The sequence below is a fragment of the Nocardiopsis sp. iso_238 genome (assembly GCF_056173325.1).
In genome coordinates, this window is the sequence record NZ_CM149668.1 from 5527501 (window position 1) to 5549721 (window position 22221).

Annotated in this window: 23 protein-coding genes; 3 read left to right on the forward strand and 20 right to left on the reverse strand. The window is 69.7% G+C overall.

What is annotated here, in order from left to right:
* Positions 1 to 11: 11 nt before the first annotated feature.
* The 13 genes from nuoK to AC0VYL_RS24965 form a co-directional block, all read right to left on the reverse strand.
* Positions 12 to 311: an NADH-quinone oxidoreductase subunit NuoK gene (gene nuoK, locus AC0VYL_RS24905; protein WP_017543069.1), complete on the reverse strand. Its 300-nt coding sequence runs from the start codon at positions 309 to 311 to the stop codon at positions 12 to 14.
* Positions 299 to 1261, reverse strand: coding sequence for an NADH-quinone oxidoreductase subunit J (locus AC0VYL_RS24910; protein WP_475456447.1), 963 nt, complete (start codon positions 1259 to 1261; stop codon positions 299 to 301). The genes nuoK and AC0VYL_RS24910 overlap by 13 nt, the downstream gene beginning before the upstream one ends.
* Complete coding sequence (gene nuoI, locus AC0VYL_RS24915) at positions 1258 to 1806, reverse strand: NADH-quinone oxidoreductase subunit NuoI (RefSeq protein WP_475456449.1); 549 nt, start codon at positions 1804 to 1806, stop codon at positions 1258 to 1260. Before nuoI ends, AC0VYL_RS24910 begins: the two co-directional genes overlap by 4 nt.
* Positions 1799 to 3172, reverse strand: coding sequence for an NADH-quinone oxidoreductase subunit NuoH (nuoH, locus tag AC0VYL_RS24920; protein WP_475456451.1), 1374 nt, complete (start codon positions 3170 to 3172; stop codon positions 1799 to 1801). Before nuoH ends, nuoI begins: the two co-directional genes overlap by 8 nt.
* A complete protein-coding gene (locus AC0VYL_RS24925) occupies positions 3169 to 5628 on the reverse strand; it encodes an NADH-quinone oxidoreductase subunit G (RefSeq protein ID WP_475481633.1) in 2460 nt (819 codons plus the stop codon). Before AC0VYL_RS24925 ends, nuoH begins: the two co-directional genes overlap by 4 nt.
* Complete coding sequence (gene nuoF, locus AC0VYL_RS24930) at positions 5625 to 6947, reverse strand: NADH-quinone oxidoreductase subunit NuoF (protein WP_475456455.1); 1323 nt, start codon at positions 6945 to 6947, stop codon at positions 5625 to 5627. Before nuoF ends, AC0VYL_RS24925 begins: the two co-directional genes overlap by 4 nt.
* Complete coding sequence (gene nuoE, locus AC0VYL_RS24935; RefSeq protein WP_475456457.1) at positions 6944 to 7684, reverse strand: NADH-quinone oxidoreductase subunit NuoE; 741 nt, start codon at positions 7682 to 7684, stop codon at positions 6944 to 6946. The genes nuoF and nuoE overlap by 4 nt, the downstream gene beginning before the upstream one ends.
* Positions 7681 to 8976, reverse strand: coding sequence for an NADH-quinone oxidoreductase subunit D (locus AC0VYL_RS24940; protein WP_475456458.1), 1296 nt, complete (start codon positions 8974 to 8976; stop codon positions 7681 to 7683). The genes nuoE and AC0VYL_RS24940 overlap by 4 nt, the downstream gene beginning before the upstream one ends.
* Positions 8977 to 9031: 55 nt before the next feature.
* Positions 9032 to 9772, reverse strand: a complete 741-nt coding sequence (locus AC0VYL_RS24945; RefSeq protein WP_475456459.1) for an NADH-quinone oxidoreductase subunit C — start codon at positions 9770 to 9772, stop codon at positions 9032 to 9034.
* 1 nt (position 9773) lies between these two features.
* Positions 9774 to 10319 (reverse strand): NuoB/complex I 20 kDa subunit family protein, encoded by a 546-nt coding sequence (locus AC0VYL_RS24950; protein ID WP_475456461.1) that lies wholly within the window; start codon positions 10317 to 10319, stop codon positions 9774 to 9776.
* Positions 10320 to 10383: 64 nt separating this feature from the next.
* A complete protein-coding gene (locus AC0VYL_RS24955) occupies positions 10384 to 10743 on the reverse strand; it encodes an NADH-quinone oxidoreductase subunit A (RefSeq protein WP_017543079.1) in 360 nt (119 codons plus the stop codon).
* A 157-nt stretch (positions 10744 to 10900) separates the two neighbouring features.
* The gene (locus AC0VYL_RS24960) at positions 10901 to 12205 is read right to left on the reverse strand and encodes a geranylgeranyl reductase family protein (RefSeq protein ID WP_378738690.1); all 1305 of its coding nucleotides are present in this window, start codon (positions 12203 to 12205) and stop codon (positions 10901 to 10903) included.
* Positions 12206 to 12624: 419 nt separating this feature from the next.
* Positions 12625 to 13335: a demethylmenaquinone methyltransferase gene (locus tag AC0VYL_RS24965; protein WP_475456464.1), complete on the reverse strand. Its 711-nt coding sequence runs from the start codon at positions 13333 to 13335 to the stop codon at positions 12625 to 12627.
* A 162-nt stretch (positions 13336 to 13497) separates the two neighbouring features.
* Here AC0VYL_RS24965 and AC0VYL_RS24970 point away from each other — a divergent pair, with 162 nt between their 5' ends.
* Positions 13498 to 14766 (forward strand): hypothetical protein, encoded by a 1269-nt coding sequence (locus AC0VYL_RS24970; protein ID WP_475481634.1) that lies wholly within the window; start codon positions 13498 to 13500, stop codon positions 14764 to 14766.
* Positions 14767 to 14844: 78 nt separating this feature from the next.
* Here the strand turns inward: AC0VYL_RS24970 and AC0VYL_RS24975 are convergent, their stop codons facing one another.
* Positions 14845 to 15153: a DUF4229 domain-containing protein gene (locus tag AC0VYL_RS24975; protein ID WP_475481635.1), complete on the reverse strand. Its 309-nt coding sequence runs from the start codon at positions 15151 to 15153 to the stop codon at positions 14845 to 14847.
* Between the two features lie 407 nt (positions 15154 to 15560).
* Between AC0VYL_RS24975 and AC0VYL_RS24980 the strand changes: the two genes are divergently transcribed.
* Both AC0VYL_RS24980 and AC0VYL_RS24985 read left to right on the forward strand, forming a co-directional pair.
* Entirely contained in the window at positions 15561 to 15761 is a 201-nt protein-coding gene (locus tag AC0VYL_RS24980) for a BldC family transcriptional regulator (protein WP_026116196.1), read from the forward strand.
* 113 nt (positions 15762 to 15874) lie between these two features.
* Positions 15875 to 16231, forward strand: coding sequence for a PLD nuclease N-terminal domain-containing protein (locus AC0VYL_RS24985; protein ID WP_475456470.1), 357 nt, complete (start codon positions 15875 to 15877; stop codon positions 16229 to 16231).
* Between the two features lie 131 nt (positions 16232 to 16362).
* Here AC0VYL_RS24985 and ccsB read toward each other — a convergent pair whose 3' ends face one another.
* The 6 genes from ccsB to AC0VYL_RS25015 all read right to left on the reverse strand — a co-directional run bounded on the left by ccsB (position 16363) and on the right by AC0VYL_RS25015 (position 22141).
* Positions 16363 to 17355, reverse strand: coding sequence for a c-type cytochrome biogenesis protein CcsB (ccsB, locus tag AC0VYL_RS24990; protein ID WP_475456472.1), 993 nt, complete (start codon positions 17353 to 17355; stop codon positions 16363 to 16365).
* A complete protein-coding gene (gene resB / locus AC0VYL_RS24995) occupies positions 17352 to 18992 on the reverse strand; it encodes a cytochrome c biogenesis protein ResB (RefSeq protein WP_475481636.1) in 1641 nt (546 codons plus the stop codon). The genes ccsB and resB overlap by 4 nt, the downstream gene beginning before the upstream one ends.
* Position 18993: 1 nt before the next feature.
* The gene (locus tag AC0VYL_RS25000) at positions 18994 to 19821 is read right to left on the reverse strand and encodes a cytochrome c biogenesis CcdA family protein (RefSeq protein WP_475456476.1); all 828 of its coding nucleotides are present in this window, start codon (positions 19819 to 19821) and stop codon (positions 18994 to 18996) included.
* Positions 19821 to 20549 (reverse strand): TlpA family protein disulfide reductase, encoded by a 729-nt coding sequence (locus AC0VYL_RS25005; RefSeq protein ID WP_475481637.1) that lies wholly within the window; start codon positions 20547 to 20549, stop codon positions 19821 to 19823. Before AC0VYL_RS25005 ends, AC0VYL_RS25000 begins: the two co-directional genes overlap by 1 nt.
* A 331-nt stretch (positions 20550 to 20880) precedes the next feature.
* Positions 20881 to 21084: a helix-turn-helix domain-containing protein gene (locus AC0VYL_RS25010; protein WP_013155995.1), complete on the reverse strand. Its 204-nt coding sequence runs from the start codon at positions 21082 to 21084 to the stop codon at positions 20881 to 20883.
* A gap of 259 nt (positions 21085 to 21343) precedes the next feature.
* Positions 21344 to 22141 carry a phosphatase gene (locus AC0VYL_RS25015; RefSeq protein ID WP_475481638.1) on the reverse strand — a complete coding sequence of 266 codons (798 nt, stop codon included), beginning with the start codon at positions 22139 to 22141 and terminating at the stop codon, positions 21344 to 21346.
* Positions 22142 to 22221: the final 80 nt, after the last annotated feature.

Here is a 22221-nt window from a genome sequence, read left to right on the forward strand (position 1 = left end):
CACGTCGCCTTCTAGTGCTTGAGCAGGTTCGCGTCATCGAGCGACGCCGACCTGCGGGTTCGGAAGATCTGCATGATGATCGCGAGGCCCACGACCACCTCGGCGGCGGCCACGACCATCACGAAGAAGGCGACGACCTGCCCCTCGATGTCCCCGTGCATCCGGGCGAACGCGACGAACGCCAGGTTGCAGGCGTTGAGCATGAGCTCCACGCACATGAAGACGATGATCGCGTTGCGTCGGACGAGGACGCCGACCGCGCCGATGGTGAACAGAAGCGCCGCGAGGACGATGTAGTTCATCGGGTCCACGAGGACTCGACCTCCTGTCCGTTGCCGTTGCCGTTCTCTTCGCCGTCGGTGGTGGCGGCCGGGCCGTCCTCACCGTGCTCGGCGGGTCCGTCCCCCTGGTCGGCGGTGATCCCGCTCTCCTTGGAGTCGGCCGAGTCCGACGCCCCGCCGGGGAGCGCGGCCCGCCCGGTCTGGACGTCCATCGGGACGCCCGACCGGTGCTCGGGGTCGCGGGCGGCCAGGACCGGGTTGAGCGAGAGCTTCGAGACCGTGCCGTCGGGCAGCAGCGCGGGCATGTCGATCGCGTTGTGCCGGGCGTAGGTGCCGGGTCCGGGCAGTGGGGTGGGGTGGTCGCCCCTGATGCGGTCCTCGGAGATCTCGCGCTGGGTGCGGCGCCTGCCCGTGCGGGCGGTGTGCGCGAGCACCATGGCGCCGAGCACCGAGGTCACGAGCAGCGCGGCGGTGGCCTCGAAGGCCACCACGTAGCGCAGCAGGAGTTCGCTGGCGATCCACGGGATGGTGCCGCCGACCGGGGTGGCGGCGGCCGCGATCCCGGCCGGGTCGCCCACGGCGATCCGGGTGATCCCGGTGGTCAGGGCGCCGACGAAGCAGATCGCCACGATCGCGGTCATGAGCCGCTGTCCGCGCAGGGTCTCCACGAGGGAGTCGGCGGAGCTGACGCCCACGAGCATCAGGACGAACAGGAACAGCATCAGCACGGCGCCGGTGTAGACGACGATCTGGACGACCATCAGGAACGGCGCCTCGTTGATGCCGTAGAAGATCGCCAGGCCGACCATGGCCAGCGCCATCGACATGGCCGAGTGCACGGCCTTGCGGGAGAAGACCACGCCCAGGGCCCCGAGCACGACGACCGTGCCCAGGACCCAGAAGACCGCGGCCTCACCGGAGCCGATGGGCGCCGACGCGGCGAGGTGCTGCGCGGGGGAGTCGGGGGTGAGCGGGTTCAACGGACCGCCCCCGTGTTCTCCGGCCGGTCCTGGGTCCCGTGCTCACCGCGCCCGGTGGCGTAGTAGTCGAGGTCGCTGTCGCCGAGGCGCATCGGGTGGGGCGGCTGCTCCATGCCCTCGCGCAGCGGGGCGAGCAGCTGCTCCTTGGTCCAGATCAGGCTCTGCCTGTTGTCGTCGGCCAGCTCGTACTCGTTGGTCATGGTGAGGGCCCGGGTCGGGCAGGCCTCGACGCACAGACCGCACAGGATGCACCGCAGGTAGTTGATCTGGTAGACGCGCCCGTACCGCTCACCGGGCGAGTACCGGTCGTCCTCGGTGTTGTCTCCCGCCTCCACGTAGATGGCGTCGGCCGGGCAGGCCCAGGCGCAGAGTTCGCACCCGATGCACTTCTCCAGGCCGTCGGCCCACCGGTTCAGCTGGTGCCGTCCGTGGAAGCGCGGCGCCGTGGGGCGCTTGACCTCCGGGTACTCGACGGTGGGCACCTTCTTGAACATCGTGTGGAAGGTGACACCGAAACCCTTGACGGGGTTGAGCCACTCAAGCACCGGTAACCTCCCCCTTCTTCTGGTTGCGTTCGGCGGTGGCGGCCGTGGCCGTCCGCGACGGTTCGGCGAGCACGCTGCTGCCGTAGTGGGCGGCGGTGCTCGGGGGCACCGGGAACCCGCCGAAGGAGGGTTCCTTGTGGGCGCGGCGCGCGTTCTCGGCGCGCTGGCGGGCCTCCTCCGCGCGCTCGCGGCGCACGAAGCGGACCCAGGCGGCGATGGCCGCGACGGTGGCGACGGTGAAGCCCGCGACCACGGCGGCGATGACCATCGGGTGCGCGCCGTCGAGGACGAGCATGCGGACGACGGCCACACCGGTGATCCACACGAGCTGGATCGGGATGAGGACCTTCCAGCCGAGCTTCATGAGCTGGTCGTACCGGACGCGCGGGAGGCTGCCGCGGGCCCAGATGAACAGGAACATGACGGCGACGAACTTGAGCAGCCACCACAGGGCGGGCCACCAGCCCTCGTTGGCTCCCGGGAGGATCGCGGTGACCCCGGGCGGGGCGTACCAACCGCCGAGGAAGAGCGTCACGGACACGGCCGCGACGGTGCACATGTTCACGTACTCCGCGAGGAAGAACATCGTGAACTTCATGGACCCGTACTCGGTCATGAAGCCGCCGACGATCTCGCCCTCGCCCTCCGCCAGGTCGAACGGGAGACGGTTGGTCTCACCGACCATCGTGACGATGTAGATGAGGAAGGAGGGCAGGAGCAGCACCGCGAACCACAGGTTCTCCTGGGCCGCGACGATGCCGGAGGTGGTGAGCGTGCCCGCCATGATGAAGACCGCGACGAAGGACAGGCCCATCGCGATCTCGTAGCTGATCACCTGCGCGGAGGCGCGCAGGCCGCCGAGCAGGGCGTACGGCGACTGGGAGGCCCAGCCGCCGAGCACGAACCCGTAGACGCCGAGCGCGGCGGTGGCCAGGACCAGCAGCGCGGCGATCGGCAGGTCGGTGAGCTGGAGCGGGGTCATGACCCCGAACATGTTCACCTCGGGCCCGATCGGGATGACCGAGAAGGCGATGAACGCGGGCACGGCCGCGATCATCGGTGCCGCGATGTACACGAACCGGTCCACCCCGCGCGGGATCAGGTCCTCCTTGAGGGAGAGCTTGATGCCGTCGAACAGGGACTGGAGGAGGCCGAAGGGGCCCATCCGGTTGGGTCCGTGGCGCTGCTGCATCCGGCCCATGACCTTGCGGTCGGCCATGATCATCATGAGCACGCAGATCATCAGGAAGACGAAGATCGCGAGCGCCTTGATGGTGGTGATCCACCACGGGTCGTTCCCGAAGGCGCTCAGGGTGCTCTCCGAGGCCAGTACGGCCGCGCGCGGATCGAGAGCGGCGGGGGTCACTGCTGCCTCCCGTTGGTGGTGGGCGCGGCCAGGATGACCGTCTGCCCGGCGGTGCCGCCCAGGTCACGGCGGATGTCGCAGCCGTGGGCGTTGGCCGGGAGCCAGACGACCCGGTCCGCGATGTCGGTGACGACCACGGGGACGGTCACCGAGCCCCGCTCCCCCGTGACGCGGAGCGAACCGCCGTCGGGGACCCCGACCTCGTCGGCCGTGGCCTTGGACAGGTAGGCGCGCGGCTGGCGGGCGGTTCCGGCGAGGTAGGGCTCGCCGTCCTCCATCCGGCCGGTCCCCAGGAGCTGCCGCCACGTGGACAGCAGGGCCTGACCCGGGGCGGGTGAGACGGGCTCGGCCGGTCGGGCGGAGGGCCCGGCGGGCCGGTCCCCCACCCACACGCCCAGCTCCAGGAGCTCGTCGTAGGCGCTGGCGGCGTCCGGCAGGCCCAGGTGGACGTCCATCGCGTTGGCGATCGCGGACAGCGCCCGCAGGTCGGAGAGGGCTCCGGGCACCTTGAGCGCGTCACCGAAGGGCCGGTGGCGGCCCTCCCAGTTGACGAAGGTGCCGGACTTCTCCGCGACGGCGGCCACCGGCAGCACCACGTCGGCGCGGTCCGTGACGTCGCTGGCGCGCAGTTCGAGGCTGACCACGAACGGCACCCTCGCCAGGGCCTCGCGGGCGGCGTCCGGGTCGGGCAGGTCGTCCAGCTCGACCCCGGCGACCACCAGGGCGTCCAGCTCACCGGCGGCGGCCGCCGCGATGATCGCGTCGGTGTCGCGGCCGGGGGTGTCCGGCAGCGAGCCGACGTTCCAGACGCGGGCCACCTCGGCGCGGGCCGAGTCGTCGGAGACGGGGCGCCCCCCGGGCAGCAGGCCCGGCAGGGCCCCGGCGTCGATCGCGCCCCGCTCACCGGCGCGGCGCGGAACCCAGGCCAGCCGGGCTCCGGTGCGCTCGGCCAGCGCGGCGACGGCGGTGAGGGCTCCGGGGACGGCGGCGAGCCGCTCCCCGGCCAGGATGACGGCGCCCTCCCGGCCGATCGCCTCGACCACCTCGGGGTGTTCGGTGTCCAGGGCGTTGAGGGCGCGTGCCTCGTCGCCGGGGACGGTCCGGACCAGGGTGCCCGAGGTCTTGGTGAGGCCCAGGCTGGCGTGCGAGGCGATCGAGTAGACCTTCAGGCCCCGCTTGCGCGATCCCTTGCGCAGGCGCAGGAAGGTGGAGGGCGACTCGTCCTCGGGCTCGAACCCGGCCAGCAGGACGGCGGGCGCCTTCTCCAGGGCGGTGAAGTCCACGCCCACCGGGGTCCCCGCCACGTGGGCGGCGAGGAAGTCGGCCTCCTCGGCGGAGTGCTCGCGGGCACGGGCGTCCACGTCGTTGGTGCCCAGTGCCACGCGGGCGAACTTGGCGTAGGCGTAGGCGTCCTCGTAGGTCAGGCGTCCGCCGACCAGCACACCCACCTTCCCCCGAGCCGCGCTGAGCCTCTGGGCGGCGAGGCTGGTCGCCTCGGGCCAGGAGGCGAACTCCAGGGCCTGGGACTCGTCGTCGCGGACCAGGGGGCGGGAGAGGCGGTCGGACCGGGTGGCGTAGGTGAACGCCCACCGGCCCTTGTCGCAGTTCCACTCCTCGTTGACCTGCGGGTCGTCCCCGGCCAGACGGCGGGTGACCTTGCCCCGGCGGTGGTCGGTGCGCTGGGCGCAGCCGCCCGCGCAGTGCTCGCACACGCTCGGGGTGGAGACCAGGTCGAAGGGGCGCGACCGGAACCGGTAGGCCGATCCGGTGAGCGCGCCCACCGGGCAGATCTGCACGGTGTTGCCGGAGAAGTAGGAGTCGAACGCCTCCCCCTCCGCGACACCGACCTGCTCCTGGGCGCCGCGCTCCATCAGCTCGATGAGCGGGTCGCCCGCGATCTGCGCCGCGAAGCGGGTGCAGCGGGCGCACTGGATGCAGCGTTCGCGGTCCAGCAGCACCCCGGTCGAGAGCGCGATCGGCTTGGGGAAGGTCCGCTTGACGTCGACGAACTCGGTCTCCCCCTGGCCCGTGGACATGGCCTGGTTCTGGAGGGGGCACTCGCCGCCCTTGTCACAGACCGGGCAGTCCAGCGGGTGGTTGATCAGGAGGAACTCCATGATCCCGCGCTGCGCCCTCTCCGCCACCTCGGAGGTGAGGTGGGTGTTGACCACCATCCCCTCCATGACGGTGATGGTGCAGGAGGCCTGCGGTTTGGGCATCCCGCGCCCGTTGCCCATGTCGGGGATCTCCACCAGGCACTGGCGGCAGGCCCCCACCGGGTCGAGCAGCGGGTGGTCGCAGAACCGGGGGATCTGGATGCCGAGCAGCTCGGCGGCCCGGATCAACAGGGTGCCCTTGGGGACGCGGATCTGGAAACCGTCGATGGTGACGGTGATCAGGTCCTCCGGGGGCGGGGCGGGCGAGGACCCGCCCGAGGTGTTGGAGGTGACGGTCACCGGTTCCCTCCCTCTTCCGTGGTCGGCCGGTCCGCCCAGAGGGTGGACCTGGAGTGGTCGAAGGGGCAGCCGCCCTTCTCGAAGTGGTCGACGTACTCCTGGCGGAAGTGCTTGATCGACGACATGACGGGGCTGGTGGCACCGTCGCCCAGCGCGCAGAAGGAGCGGCCGAGCAGGTTGTCGCAGATCTGGAGGAGCTTGTCGATGTCGGCCTCGGTGCCCTCGCCGCGCTCCAGGCGGTCCAGGACCTGGACCATCCAGAAGTTGCCCTCGCGGCAGGGCGTGCACTTGCCGCAGGACTCGTGGGCGTAGAAGGCGATCCAGCGGCCGACGGCGCGGACCACGCAGGTGGTCTCGTCGAAGATCTGGAGGGCGCGGGTGCCGAGCATGGACCCGGCGGCGCCCACCGACTCGAAGTCGAGCGGGGTGTCCAGGTGCTCCTCGGTGAAGATGGGCGTGGAGGAGCCGCCCGGGGTCCAGAACTTGAGCCGGTGCCCCTCGCGGATCCCGCCCGCCATGTCCAGGAGCTCGCGCAGGGTGATCCCGAGCGGCGCCTCGTACTGGCCGGGGTTGGTGACGTGCCCGGACAGGGAGAAGAAGCCGAACCCGGCGGACTTCTCGGTGCCCATGGACGTGAACCACTCGGCGCCGTTGGCGACGATCCCGGGGACGCTGGCGATGGACTCGACGTTGTTCACCACGGTGGGCGAGGCGTAGAGCCCGGCCACGGCGGGGAACGGCGGCTTGAGGCGGGGCTGGCCCCGGTAGCCCTCCAGGGAGTCCAGGAGGGCGGTCTCCTCACCGCAGATGTAGGCGCCCGCCCCGGCGTGCACGACGACGTCGAGGTCGAAGCCGCTGCCGAGGATGTCCTTGCCGAGCAGTCCGGCCTCGTAGGCGTCGGCCACCGCCTGGCGCAGGCGGCGGATCACGTGGACGACCTCGCCGCGCACGTAGATGAAGGCCTGCTGGGACCTGATCGCGTACGAGGCGATCGCCACCCCCTCCACCAGCACGTGGGGGTTGGCGAGCATGAGCGGGATGTCCTTGCAGGTACCCGGCTCGGACTCGTCGGCGTTGACGACGAGGTAGCGCGGGTTGGGGTTGTCCTTGGGCAGGAACCCCCACTTCATCCCGGTGGGGAAGCCGGCGCCGCCGCGGCCGCGCAGGCCGGACTGCTTGACCAGGTCCACGATGGAGTCGGGCTCCATGGTGAGCGACTTCCGCAGCGCCTCGTAGCCGCCGGTGGCCCGGTAGCCGTCGATCGTGAAGGAGTCGGGGCGGTCCCAGTTCCTGGACAGGATCGGGGTCAGGGTGGTCACTTGGCGCCCTCCTCACCCTGGTCGGGACGGACGGGGAGGTTGTTCGGGTCCGGCGCGGTCCAGCCGTGGCGGTCCGCGATCCGGAGCCCGGCCAGCGAGGGACCGGCCGCCTGGACGCCCTCGCCCGCGCGGCCGTCGTCGAACCCGGCCAGCACGCGCGAGGCCTGCTTCCAGGTGCACAGGCTGGCGGGGCCGCGCGTGGGGGCGACGTCCCGGCCGAGGCGCAGGTCGTCCACCAGCTGCTTGGCGGTGGCCGGGGTCTGGTTGTCGAAGAACTCCCAGTTGACCATCACGACCGGCGCGAAGTCGCAGGCCGCGTTGCACTCGACGTGCTCCAGCGTGACCTTCCCGTCGCCGGTGGTCTCCGCGTTGGCCACGTCCAGGTGCTCCTTGAGGGCGGAGAAGATCTCGTCGCCGCCCATCACCGCGCACAGGGTGTTGGTGCACACGCCCACCTGGTAGTCGCCGCCGGGTTCGCGGCGGTACATGGTGTAGAACGTGGCGACCGCCTTGACCTCGGCCAGCGTGATGCCGAGCTGGTCGGCGCAGAACCGCATGCCCTCCGCGCTGACGTGCCCCTCCTCGGCCTGCACCAGGTGCAGCAGGGGGAGCAGCGCCGAACGCGGCTTCGGGTAGCGGCTGACGATCTCCTTGGCGTCCTGTTCCAGGCGCGCCACGACCTCGTCGGTGAAGACCTCGGGGGTCTCCACGGGGTTGTTCTCGTTGGACTCGCTCACCGGTCCACGCCTCCCATCACCGGGTCGATACTGGCCACGGCCGCGATGACGTCCGCCACCGTCCCGCCCTCGCACATGGCGGCGACGGCCTGGAGGTGGGTGAACGAGGGGTCGCGGAAGTGCACGCGGTAGGGGCGGGTGCCCCCGTCGCTGACCGCGTAGCAGCCGAGCTCGCCCTTGGCGCTCTCCACCGCCGCGTAGGTCTGGCCCGCGGGGACCCGGAAGCCCTCGGTGACCAGCTTGAAGTGGTGGATCAGCGCCTCCATCGAGCCGGTCATGATGTGCGCGATGTGGTCCGGGGAGTTGCCCATGCCGTCCGGGCCGAGCGCCAGCTTCGCGGGCCAGCCGATCTTGGCGTCCTCGATCATCACCGGGCCGGGCTGGAGCTTGTCCAGGCACTGCTCGACGATCTTGAGGCTCTCCTCCATCTCGGCGATGCGCACCCGGTAGCGGGCGTACACGTCGCCGCCGTCGGAGACCGGGACGTCGAACTCGTAGTCCTCGTAGCCGCAGTACGGCTTGGCCTTGCGCAGGTCCCAGGCCAGGCCGGAGGCGCGCACCAGCGGGCCGGTGACGCCGAGCGCCATGCAGCCGGGCAGGTTCAGGTACGCGACGTCCTTGGTCCGGGCCAGGTAGACGGGGTTCTCGTCCAGGAGCTTGCGCATGGTCTGGATGCGCTTGGGCATCTCCTTGAGGAGCTCCCGGACCTTGCCCACGGCTCCGGGCGGCAGGTCCTGCGCCACGCCGCCGGGCCGGACGTAGGCGTGGTTCATCCTCAGGCCCGTGACGAGCTCGAAGATGTCCAGGATCATCTCGCGCTCGCGGAAGCCGTTGGTCATCACCGTGGTGGCGCCCAGCTCCATGCCGAACGTCGCCATGGCCACGAAGTGCGAGGCCATCCGGTTGAGCTCCATGAGCAGCACGCGGATGACGCTGGCGCGCTCGGGCACCCGGTCAGTGATGTCGAGCAGCTTCTCGACCGCCAGGCAGTACGCCGTCTCGTTGAAGAGCGGCGTGAGGTAGTCCATGCGGGTCACGAACGTGGTGCCCTGCGTCCACGTCCGGTACTCCATGTTCTTCTCGATGCCGGTGTGCAGGTAGCCGATGGCCACGCGGGCCTCGGTACAGGTCTCGCCGTCGAGGGTGAGGATCAGGCGGAGCACGCCGTGGGTGGACGGGTGCTGGGGGCCCATGTTGACGACCAGGCGTTCGGCGCTGGTGCCCTGGGCCTTCTCGATGACGTCGTCCCAGTCCCCACCGGAGGCGTCGATGTAGTCCTCGGTGACGGTCATGCCGTGCCTCCCTTCCGGAGGGGCCTTCGTGTGGCTGGTGTGGTGGCCGCGCGGATCACGTGTAGGACCGCCGCTCGTCCGGCGGGGGCACCGTGGCGCCCCGGTACTCGACCGGGATGCCGCCCAGCGGGTAGTCCTTGCGCTGGGGGTGGCCGTGCCAGTCGTCGGGCATCTGGATGCGGGTCAGCGCCGGGTGCCCGTCGAAGACGATCCCGAAGAAGTCCCAGGCCTCGCGCTCGTGCCAGTCGTTGGTCGGGTAGGCCGACACGATCGAGGGGACGCGGGGGTCGGAGTCGGGGCAGGTGGTCTCGACGCGGATCTCGCTGTTGTGGGTGATCGACCGGAAGTGGTAGACCGCGTGCAGCTCGCGTCCGATGTCCTCCAGGTAGTGGACCCCGACCACGCCCGTGCACAGCTCGTAGCGGAGCGCGGGGTCGTCGCGCAGGACGCGGACCAGTTCCAGCAGGGCCTCGCGGCGCACGTGGAAGGTGATCTCGCCCCGGTCGACCTCCACGCGCTCGACCTCGGCCTCACGGCCGATCGCCGTGAGGGCCGTCTCCAGGTCGTCCGCTACCCGGTCGAAGTCGGCGGTGCGCGGGTCGTCGGGGTCGGTGAAGGGGCGCTGGCTCTGGACGGGAGCGCTCCCCCGTACCTGTAGACCGCCGAAACCGGAGGTGTCGCCGGAGGTCCGGGCGCCGAACATGCCGGTGCGCCTGACCGGTGCGGCCAAGCGCTCGCGCCCGAGCTGGTCGGGGAGGTTCTCCGCCGCCTCGTCGCGCTCGTTCTCGTTGCTCATGTCAGTCCTTGGTCACCAGGGGCAGCGAACGGCGGAGCAGGCGCTCCTCGGTCTCGGCGATCTCCTGCTCGCGGTGGGCACCGAGCTTGGTGTTCTGCACCTTGTCGTGGAGCTTGAGCACGGCGTCCAGGAACATCTCCGGCCTGGGCGGGCAGCCCGGCAGGTAGATGTCGACCGGGACGATGTGGTCCACGCCCTGGACGATCGCGTAGTTGTTGAACATGCCGCCGCTGGAGGCGCAGACGCCCATCGCGATGACCCACTTGGGCTCGGGCATCTGGTCGTAGATCTGGCGCAGGACCGGGGCCATCTTCTGGCTGACCCGCCCGGCCACGACCATGAGGTCGGCCTGGCGCGGGGTGGCGCCGAACTTCTCCATGCCGAACCGGGCGAGGTCGTAGTGGGGTCCGCCGACCGCCATCATCTCGATGGCGCAGCAGGCCAGGCCGAACGTGGCGGGCCACATGGACGACTTGCGGGCCAGGCCGACGACCTGTTCGACCGTGGTGAGCGCGACTCCGGCCGGCAGTTTCTCTTCGATACCCATCAGCTGCGGACCTCCTCGGGGGTGGGCGGCTGGGTCTGGTCGGGGGTGTGCGGGGTCAGGGGGATCAGTCCCATTCGAGGCCTCCGCGGCGCCACTCGTAGGCGTAGGCGATGGAGACGTTCACCAGGAAGAGGATGATCGCGATGACGCCGAACCAGCCGAGGGCGTCGAAGTGCACGGCCCACGGGATGAGGAAGATGATCTCGATGTCGAAGACGATGAACATCATCGCCGTCATGTAGTACTTGACGGTGAAACGGCCACCGCCCGCGGGCTGCGGGGTGGGTTCGATCCCGCACTCGTACGCCTGCATCTTGGCCCGGTTGTACCGCTTGGGTCCCATGACCGCACCGGCGACCATCGACAGGACGACGAACGCGGCGCCGATCCCACCGAGCACGAATATCGGTGTGTACAGCTCCACGGCTCACCCTCCTCCACTGAATGGCTGGTCGGAGCGCGCGACCGGCTGACTTGTGAACGTTTTCACGTGCTTCTCTCGGCTCTTCCCGAAATGTCTGTGTGGTGGGGCCGGACCGCGGAACACCGGCGGTCCGGCCGTACGATCCCGCCGTCGCCCTCTAGGCGGCGGGCGCCATCTTGGACAGGCCGTTGATGACCCGGTCCATGGCGTCGCCCTTGCTCGGTTCGGTGAGGTTGGCGAGCATCTTCAGCACGAACTTCATGAGCGTGCGCTGACGCAGCCCGTACTTGGTCGCGTACTTCATGAACTCGGGCTGGCCGATGACCTTCACGAAGTAGCGGCCCAGCGTGTAGTAGCCGCCGTAGGTGTCCGCGAGGACCTCCGGGTACCGCAGCAGGGCGCGCTCGCGCGTCTGCTGGGTGGGACGGCCGTGCGCCTGCACGATCACGTCGGCGGCGATCTGCCCGGCCTCCATGGCGTAGGCGATGCCCTCACCGTTGAAGGGGTTGACCATGCCGCCCGCGTCACCGACCAACAGCAGGCCGCGCGCGTAGTGCGGGACCCGGTTGAAGCCCATCGGCAGCGCCGCGCCGAGGATCTTGCCCTTCTGGTTCTCCTCGGTGAAGCCCCACTCCTCGGGCATGGACTCGGTCCACCGGCGCAGGAGCTTGCGGTAGTCCACGTCCTGGAAGGCGGTGGTGGAGTTGAGGATGCCGAGGCCGACGTTGCTGGTGCCGTCACCGACACCGAACACCCACCCGTACCCGGGCAGGAGGACGTCCTTGTCTCCGCTGCGGTCCCACAGCTCCAGCCACGACTCCAGGTAGTCGTCCTCGTGGCGGGGGCTCTCGAAGTAGGTGCGCACGGCCACGCCGAGCGGCCGGTCGTCGCGCTTACGGATGCCCATGGCGACGGAGAGCCGCGACGAGTTGCCGTCGGCGGCCACGACCAGCGGGGCCCGGAAGGTCACGGGTTCGCGGTCGGCGTTCTTGGCGTGGACCCCGACGATGCGGTTGCTGCGCTCGTCCATGAGGGGGCCGGTGACGTTGGTGCGCTCCAGGAGCTTGGCCCCGGCGGAGACCGCCCGGTTGACCAGGATCTGGTCAAAGTCGAAGCGCGTGCGCACAAGGCCGAAACCCGGGTACGCGGCGAGGTCGGGCCAGGGCAGTTCGAGGCGCACGCCCGCGCCGACGATGCGCAGGCCGTGGTTCCTGATCCACCCCTCGTCCTCGAAGGTGATCCCCATGGCGGTGAGCTGTTTCACCGCCCTCGGGGTGAGTCCGTCGCCGCAGACCTTCTCCCTGGGGAAGGCGGTCTTCTCCAGGAGCAGGACGTCAAGCCCGGCCTGGGCCAGGTAGTAGGCGGTGGTGGAGCCAGAAGGGCCAGCGCCGACGACGATGACGTCGGCGTCGTACTCGATCCGTTCCCGGCCTCTGGGAGAGGAGGTGGCTGTCTCGCTCACGGATGTGTCCTCGACTACTCGCGCGGTACACCGTGGCGGGTCAGTGCGGGTTCGACCCGCTCACGGGGGGTGCTATGGGACGTTGGGGGACTTCCGACATGTCCGACATGGGTCTTGTGTCATAAGCCTCGTGGCCTTGTGAAGCACTTCACAAGCCACTTTTCCGCAGTCTAGACCCTCGCGAGCCAGGAGGCGACCCCCGGGGGGCATTCTTCGGAAAATCGGATATAGGACCCACAAGCCTCCACACACCCACCAAAGCAGCCACAAACAGTCAAATACGCAGCTAGCGATACCTGATCCACAACAAGTGACCCATGGGTAACAGAAAAAACCCCAAGGAACAGATCTTTCCTTGGGGTTTGCGTGCTTTTTAGTTAGAAGAGAAGACTTTCGCCGTATGGGCGCTATGTCTGTTTTTACTTCTCTCGGAAACCACGGTGCAGGGCCACCGTGCCCAGCGTCAGGTTGCGCCACGCGACCCGCGACCACCCGGCGCCCTGGAGGTACGTCGACAGCTCGGCCTGGTCGGGCCAGGCCATGATCGACTCCGACAGGTAGTCGTAGGCCTCGCTGCGCCCGGAGAAGGCTCCGGCGATCTTCGGCAGCGCCGCCATCAGGTAGGTGGAGTACAGCCTGTCCACGAACTCGACCGGGATGTGGCTGAACTCGCAGATGACCAGCCGCCCGCCGACCCTGGTCACCCGGCGCAGCTCCCGCAGCGCCTGGTCCACGTCCGCGACGTTGCGGAGCCCGAAGGAGATCGTCACCGCGTCGAAGGTCTCGTCGGCGAAGGGCAACGAGAGCGCGTCCCCGGCCACGAAGGTCACCCCGCCGCGCGAGGCGCCGCCCCGGCGCCGGGCGCCGTTCTGGAGCATGCCCAGCGAGAAGTCGCAGGCGATCACGCGGGCGCCCTTCTTGATGAAGGACTCCGAGGAGGTCCCGGTACCCGCGGCGAGGTCCAGCACCAGTTCGCCGCTGTGGGCGTCGACCGCGTCGACCACGGCGCGTCGCCAGACGCGGTCCTGGCCGAGCGAGATGACGTCGTTGACGAGGTCGTAGTTCTCTGCGATGCCGTCGAACATCGCGGCGACGTCCTGGGGCTTCTTGTCGAGCTTCGCGCGGGTCATGGCACCAGCCTAAGGGTGGCCGGACAGCGGAGCGGACCGGGTGGGAAGGGAGCCCGCGACGGTACTGACCAGGCGAGCGGGCGATTACTTGACGTAATCAAACCCCCACTCCGTGCAATGATGAGGGGACCGAAACCACCCTTCGCGCGCCCGAGGAGTCCCGTGAAACCGGCCCGATCGTTCGTCGCCCTGACGATGAGCTCCCTGCTCCTGCTCCCCCTGGGGGTCGCGACCGCCGCGCCCGCCCTCGCGGCACCCCACGAGGGCGTGGTCAGCGAACAGCCCGTCCAGTGGACCCCGCACGTCCTGGACGGAACCGTCAAGGACATCCTCCGGATCGGTGACACCGTCGTGGTGGCCGGGCAGTTCGAGCGCGTGTCCGACGCCGACGGGGGCAAGACGCACAACCGGCGCAACCTGTTCGCCTTCCGGCACGGCAGCGGTGAGCTCCTGACCGGCTTCACCCCTCGGGTGGACGGCACCGTCAACTCCGTGGCCGAGGGCCCGAACGGGTCACTGATCATCGGCGGCCAGTTCCAGAGCGTCGACGGCTCGCCCAGCCGGGGGCTCGCCCGCGTCGACGCCAGGACCGGCCGGGCCGTCTCCGCGTTCGGCACGGCGCTGGACGACGGGAGCGTGTACCGGCTCGCCGGTCACGGGGGCCGGCTCTACGTCGGCGGGAACTTCACCGGTGTGGGCGGGGAGAAGCGCACCGGGCTGGCCCGGCTCGACGCCGCGACCGGCGCGGTGGACACGGACTTCACCCCGACCATCTCCGAGCAGCGCCGGGGCGTCCTGCGCGTGCAGGAGCTGGCCCTGAGCCCGGACGGCCGCAGGCTCGCCATCAACGGGACGTTCACCAAGGTCGACGGCCTGGACCGGTACCAGATCGCCATGATCGACACGTCGACGGGCGCGCCCACCAGCTGGTCGACCTCGGCCTACGAGGCGGAGTGCGACTACGAGAGCATCCACACCTACATGCGGCAGATGGACTTCGCGCCGGACGGCTCCTACTTCGCCGTGGCGACGGGGGGCGGGCCCGAGGTGAAGCCCGGTCTGTGCAAGGCCGTGGCCCGGTTCGAGAACACCGACACGGCGGGCTCCGAAGCCACCTGGTCCAACATGACCGGCGGGGACACCCTGTACTCGGTCGAGGTCACCTCGTCCGCCGTCTACGTGGGCGGCCATCAGCGCTGGATGGACAACGAGAAGGGCTCCCAGAACCCGGGGCCGGGCGCGGTCGCCCGCGAGGGCATCGCCGCGGTGGACCCCACCACGGGCCGGGCCCTGTCGTGGAACCCGGGCCGTTCCCGCGGTTACGGCGTGGAGGCGCTGCACGCGACCTCCGACGGCCTCTACGTCGGCAGCGACACCGACCGCCTGGCGGGCGAGTACCACGCGCGGTTGGGGATGTTCCCGACCGCGTGAGGCCCGGCGGCGGGTGAGCGCCTGACGAGAAGCACCCGGCGGGGTGGTGTCCGAACGTTCGGAGCACCGCCCCGTCGGTCACTTCCGGGTGTCCTCCGCCTCCTGGGCGCGCAGGAGCTCGTCCTGGATCTCGTCCTCGCGGGCGGCGCCGCCCTGAAGGCGGTCCCCCACGGCCTTGTCCTGTGCCTGGCGCTTCCGCGACCACTCGTCGACCGACGCCGACATCTGGTCGCGCCACTTGGAAAGGAGAACGTAGGAGGCGAGACCGCTGATCACCCACGCGAGAACCAACGCGATCCAGGAGCGCGCACCGAACAGGTAGACGACGCCGAAGGCGCCCGCGAACAGCGCCAGACGGGCGGCGGTATAGGTCAGCCAGCTACGCATCAAAAAGCCTCACAACAGACGTTTACCTGCACTAGATTGGGCAGCGCACCCATCCACGCGCATCACGTGCGCGGACGGCCGGGTCAGGCGACCGCGGTCGAAGGGGAGGTGTCCCGGATCAGGCAGCCTTACCTCCAGGTTAAGGGGGTGCCTTCGCCGGTGCGCACCAGGGCGGGGTGTGTCCCGTCGCAGGCCGAACGGCGGTCAGCACTGGATTCAGATAGTCATGGGATGTTTCCAATCCCGACAGCCGGGTCAGAACATCACGTTCCGATCACATATCCCCCGCTTCTCCCCCGAACACCGCAATTTCTCCGAAAACTAGGGAGGAAACGGACCAACTCGTGCACACTAGGGGATCAAACGCCCGCCGCCCCCTCAGTCCAGGCGGGCACGATTGGGGGAATGTGAAGGTGGAACGAGCAAGCGAACGCCTGTTGACCCCCGGGGAAGTGGCCTCACTCTTCCGGGTTGATCCCAAGACCGTGACTCGCTGGGCCGCCTCCGGGCGCATCAGCAGCATTCGGACCCCCGGCGGCCACCGCCGTTTCCGGGAGTCCGAGGTACGCGCCCTCCTGCTCGGGGAACCGAGCGAGAGCACCACCTGAAGACGTCCGGCACACCCCCGACGGTCCCGGACCCGACGACCCGAGCGGTCTTCCCCCAACCCGGGCCGGTGTCCCCGGCCGGGAGGGGTCGACAGCATGAGTAGGCTGGAACCATGGTGTGGCTCGGTGGCCTGATCACGCTCGTGTCGATCGTTCTATGGGTGTACGCGTTCTTCGACGCGTTGACCACCCCTGCCCAGGAGGTCCGCAACCTCCCGAAGGTCCTGTGGTTGGTCGTCATCGCGCTGTTCATGCCCGTGGGATCCATCCTGTGGCTCTTCCTCGGTCGTCCGCCCAAGCCCGTCACCGTCCTGGGCGACGCGTCCTCCCCCAAGGAGGCCGCCAGGTCCGTGGACGACCTTGACCCGTCAGACTTCGCCAAGCCCTCGGACAGCCCGCACCCACTCGGCCCGGACGACGATCCGGAGTTCCTCAGGGACCTCAACCGTCGGATCGACCCGGAGGACTGAGTCTCCGCAGGCGCTGGCACACGCTCCACCGCACGCGGCAGCCGCGGCACCCGGAACACGAGAAGGTGGGGCCGTACCCGTCCGGGTACGGCCCCACCTTCGTCTTTCGTCCGGGGCGCGCCCGGACCGGGTCAGGCGTAGGAGTGGAGCCCGCTGAACATGTAGTTCACGGCGAAGAAGTTGAACATGACGGTCAGGAAGCCGATCACGTTGATCCAGGTCGCCTTGGGTCCGCGCCAGCCGCCGGTCGCACGGGCGTGCAGGTAGGCCGCGTAGATCACCCAGGAGATGAAGGACCACACCTCCTTGGGGTCCCACCCCCAGAACCGGCCCCAGGCCTCGTCGGCCCACACGGAACCGGCGATGACGCCGAAGGTCCACAGCGGGAACGCGAAGAGGATGAACCGGTGCGAGATGCGGTCGAGCAGCTCCGGACTGGGCAGGCGCCCGGCGATCCCGACCACCTTCTCCCCGAGCGCCCGCCTGGCCTCGGCCCGGTGGGCCACCAGGTAGGTGATGCCCGCCGCGCCGGACACCATGAACGCCCCACCCGCGATGATGACCGCGGAGACGTGGATCGGCACCCAGTAGGACTGGAGGGCCGGGATGAGCGGGCCCGGATCCACGTACAGCCACCGCACCCCGATGCCCAGCAGGAGGAGGACGGGGACCAGCACGAACGCGCCGAGGAAGCGGGCCTGGTACCGCCAGGAGGCGTAGAGCAGCGCGCCCACGGCCACCAGGCACATCGCCACCACGAACTCGAACATGTTGCCCCAGGGCCAGCGTCCCGCCGCCAGCCCCCGGGTCACGATCTGGACGGCGCCGAGCACGAAGCCCAGCGCCGTCACGCCCAGCGCGATCCGGCCGAGCACGCTCTGGGAGGCCTGGGCCTCACCCTCGTCCGTGCGGACGCTGACCTCGATGTCGTCGTCGGCGCCCTCGACGGAGCCCGCGCCCACGGGCATGAGGCGTCCCGCCCTGAGCCTGGTGCGTCGTCCGTAGGCGGCCTCGATGGCGAAGAGGAACAGCGCGGCAGCGTACGTCACGATCATCGCGATGATCAACGTGTCACTGGCCGACGCCATCGTCTCGTCCACCGGTCCGGCGAGTGTGTACGTCACCGGTCACTCCCTCTTGTCGTCGACTCTCGCGGGTCGGATGTCGTGTGGGGGTTGTCGTCGGACTCGCTCCTGAGCCGTCCGGCAAGTCGTTTGGTGATCTCGTGGAACTCGGCGTTGTCACCGGCGACCTCGGTCTTGCCGAGCCCGGCCAGCTCCACGCGGGTGGTGCCGTCCTCGCCCCTGGTCGCGCGCACCCACACCCGGCGGGGGCGAACGAACAGGGTCAGCAGCAGACCCGCCACGGCCGCCGTGGCCGCACCCAGGGCGGGAAGGCGGGCGCCGTCCCGGTTGCTCTGGAGCGTGGCGTACTCCTTGTATCCGGTGAAGGTGATCGAACCGGCCTCGTCGGGCAGCTCCCAGGTGTCGCCCACCGCCATGACGGGTGACTCGCCCAGGGACTCCATCCCCTCGGTCCGGAGCTGGTAGACCGACTGCGGATCCACCATCCCCATGTCGCCCTGGTAGGCCTCCAGGGTCACCATCGGGTTCTCCGCCCCGGGGAAGGTCGAGACCAGCTCGCCTTCGGGGTCCTCGGCCGCCGTGGGCAGGAACACCCCGACGAAACCCAGCTCCTCTCCACCGGTGTCGGGCACCTTCACGACACCGTCCGAGGTGTAGGTCATGGTCTCGCGGTGCAGGAACGGCACCGCCTGGTCGAAGACCAGGTCGCCGTCGGCGTTGCGCACCTCGAACTGCGGCGCGTACCCGTGGCCCAGCAGGTACACCTGCACCCCGTCCACGCTCAACGGGTGGTTGACCTCCAGGGTGTGCTGCTGCTCCTCCGACTCGGGCGACTCCTTGTAGCTCAGCTCCGCCACGTAGGACTCGGCCTGACCCCGCAGGTCCCCGTCGTCGATGAAGGACGCCTCGAAGCTGTCCAGGTGGATCGAGAACGGCTCGAAGGCGTCGGTGTCGGTCCAGTGCCCGGGGTAGATGGCGTCGTAGGAGGGCAGCGTGTTCGCGAACCCGTCCCCCTCCACCAGCAGCATGTTGCCCCGGTAACCGAAGAACGAACCCGCCGCCAGAGCCAGCAGCAGCGCCAGCAGGGAGAAGTGGAACAGGACGTTGCCCGCCTCACGCAGGTATCCCGTCTCGGCCGAGACCGAGTCGCCGTACCGCTCGACCCGGTACCCCTTCAGGACCGTGCGGGACTGTTCCAGCACCGTCTCGGGCGAGGCCCCGGTGCCGAACCGCGCCACGTAGGGCATCCGCCCCAGGTTGCGCGGGGTGGCCACCGGCCGCGCCCGCACCGCCTTGGCGTGGACCAGGGCGCGCGGGATCACACACCCGGCCAGGGAGACGAACAGCAGCAGGTAGATCGCCGCGTACCAGGGCGAGGAGAACACGTCGAACAGGTGGAAGCGGTCCAACCACACCGACAGCTCGGGGTTCTCCCGCATGTAGGTGGCGACCTCGTCCACGCTCACCACGTTCTGCGGCAGGATCGACCCCGGGATCGCCCCCAGTGCCAGCATGAACAGCAGGATCAGCGCCGTGCGCATCGAGGTGAGCGTGCGCCACACCCACCGGCCCCACCCGGCCAGGCCGAGCCCCTTCGGGCCGGTCCCGGTCGGCTCGGCCGCCGTGGACGCGCCCTCGTCGGCGTTCCCGGAGTTCTCGGACGTACGCGTACTCAAGTCAGATCACCGTCTGGTAGTTGGCGGCCCAGCCCTGCATGGCGATGGTCATCTGGGTCCACAGACCCGTCACCATGGCCAGGCCGACCAGGACGAGCATGACACCGCCGACCACGGTGACGGTGCGGGTGTGGCGCTTCAGCCAGCCGAACGCGTTCAGCGCCCGGCGGTAGAGCAGCGACGCCACGATGAACGGCAGGCCCAGCCCGACGCAGTAGACCAGGGAGAGGAGCATGCCGCGACCGGCGCCGCCCTCGATGAAGGCCAGCGTCTGGACGGCCGCCAGGGTCGGGCCGATGCACGGGGTCCAGCCCAGGCCGAACAGGACACCGAGCAGCGGCGCCCCCGCGAGTCCGGCGCGGGGCAGGCGGTGGAAGCGGAACTCGCGGCCCAGACCGGGCAGCACGCCCATGAAGGCCAGGCCGAGGAGGATCGTGAGCGCGCCGAGCACGCGGGTGATCGGGTCGGTGTAGTCCATGAGGAGGTCACCGAGCCAGCCGATGAACCCGCCCACGGCGATGAACACGAGACTGAACCCGGCGATGAACAGGACGCTGCCGGTGACCATCGTCCAACGGCGCTGGGCCAGCTCGGCGTCCACGTCGGCGATCGTGCTGGTGGCGGTCCCGCCGTCGCCGCCAGCGGCGTCCGGGGCGCCCGCCTGGCGTTCCCGCACGTGGGAGCCGCTCATCCCGGACACGTACGACAGGTAGCCGGGGACCAGGGGCAGCACGCACGGGGAGAGGAAGGAGACCAGTCCGGCGGCCAGGGCCAGCGGTGCGGCCAGGAGGAGGGAGCCGGTCATGACGGTGGTGCCGATCGCGTCCATCAGTCGCCGTCCCCGGCCGGAGCGGCCTCGTCGGTCGCTTCCTCGGAGGCCTCGGCGTCGCCTGTGGGCTCCGCCTCGTCTGTGGATTCGGAGTCGTCGGCGCCCTCGCCGTAGCCCTCCAGCTCGGAGATCCGGGTCCGCTCCTCGGGGTCACCCAGGTCGAACTCCACGACCAACGGATCCAGCAGACCCGTCAGCTGCCCGTACGTGGTCGGACCGATCACCCGCGCGGCGATGTTCCCGTCGGGGTCGATCACCAGCGTGCTCGGGATCGCCCGGGGAGGCACGGTCTCCCGGAAGGCCTGCGGGATCTCCCCCGGCTGGTCGTACAGGCTCGGGTACTCCACGCCCTTGTTCTCGGTGTAGGCCGCCGCCGCCGTCTCGTCGTCCTTGATGTTCACACCCAGGAAGTCCACACCCAGATCCCCGTACTCGGCGTGCACCTCGTCCAGGACCGGCTGCTCGGCACGGCAGGGCCCGCACCAGCTCGCCCACACGTTGACGACGAGGATCCGGCCCTCGTACTCCGACAGCGACAGCTCGTCGCCCTCGAACGTCGTCCCCGTCACCTCCGGGGCCGCGGCACGCTCACCGGCCTCGAACTCCGTCGCGCTGCCGTCTCCCGAGATGAACCGGTCCTCCTCACCCCCCGTCTCGATCTCGGTGCCACCGGCGCAGCCGGACAGGACGAGGACGGCCGTCATCGCGGCGGCCGAAAGGAACGGCACGGCACGACGGCGTCGCGTACCTGTGCTGGTACTGGGCATCGAGGGGACCTCGCGAACCGGGTGTGATCAGGGCGGACTACAACAACGACAAAGTGTAGTAGATGCCCTGGGGCCCGCTCGGCCGACCCGACACAAGGGAGCCTCCTCCAGGTACGGCCCGGTTTCGGCGGGTTCGGCGCCCGGTGAGAGGAGCGGTACCGGCGCCGTGGGGACGGCGCCGGAGACGGGGGACGGCACACGTCAGGGGCGATGCTGGGGAACATCGCCCCTGAGTGGTCGGCGGATCGGGTGCTGGGTCAGAGGGCCCCGCCCCCGGGTCCGGCCTGGTTCGTCAGCCAGCCTCGACGAAAGCCTCGCGGAGGTAGTCGTGCACGGCTCGTTCGGGGACCCGGTAGGAACGCCCCACACGAATCGCGGGGAGAACTCCCGAGTGCACCATTCGGTAAACGGTCATCTTGGACACACGCATGATCGTGGCGACCTCCGCCACGGTCAGGAACCTGACCTCTTCGAGAGGCGGTTTGCTCCCGTTCATCTTCCGACGCCCTCATTCCCGGACGTGAGCATTTGTCTACCGTTCAGCCCTGGCGTGCCTCACGGTGCTCGGGGGACTCCGGCGAAACAGTCCCCGCCCCACCGACACGCCAGCGTGTCATGCTGTCACTACTGACACGTCCGTTTTCAGAGTAGAGCCGAGTTCCCCTCTACGGAAGGTCGTTCGTGCGGTCTTCGTGGTTGTGCGGTGACCACGGGTCAGATGAGGTTTAACGGTGGGTATAAATGGCCGACCACGCTCAAAGAAGGCCCGCTCTGGCGAGCACGTAGTCGCGCAGCGGAGCGTAGTCCTCGGGCAGGTATCCATCGTCCAGAGGCACGGTGACCAGGAGTTTTCCCTCGTGCTCAGCGAGGAACAGGGCGGGGTCGTTGCAGTCCGCGAAGCCCATCGTGGGCACCCCCGCCTCCCCCGCCGCACCCGCGAAACCGTGATCCGCGATGACCAACTGCGGCCATGGCTCGCCCCGGTCCGTCAGCTCGGCCAGGATCGCCCGCATCGCGAAGGGGTGGTGGCTGTGCCGGGGCAGGTTCCCGTCCGTCACGAGGGCCACGTCCTCCCTCCAGACCACGATCCGCCGGTTCGGAGGCCGTTCGGTGGTCACCTCGTAGGAGTAGCCGCCCGCCGCCGTGAGGACCTTGCACCCGCGTGCGGTGAGCGCGTCCTTCCACGCCTGGTAGGTCTCCCGCAGGTTGCGCGGGTGCCCGGTGGCGAACATGACGCTCTCCTGACGCGTGGCCGCCAGCGCCAGCCGGTCCGCGAGGGCCTCCAGCGCGTCGATGGTGAGGTCGGGGTCGATCGTGTCGATCCCCCACACGTACTCCGCGTCCCCCACCACACCGCAGCGCTTGTTCATCAGGGCGAGGACCTCGGCGTACGTCCAGTCGTGCGAGAAGGTCAGCCCGAACTGGTGGTACGGGTCCTTCTGCACGAGCCGCCGGTAGTGGCGCAGGTTGTTCTGCCGTGGGGTGTCGACGTGCCCCGCGATCCCCGTGCGAACCAGATAGGTGATGAGTTCGGCGCGTGTCGGCGGCGTCACCTGCGTTCCCCTTCCTCGTCTGCGCGGCGAGCCGGTGACACGCCGCGCGACCACCACGGCTTCGGCTCCTGTTCGCCCGG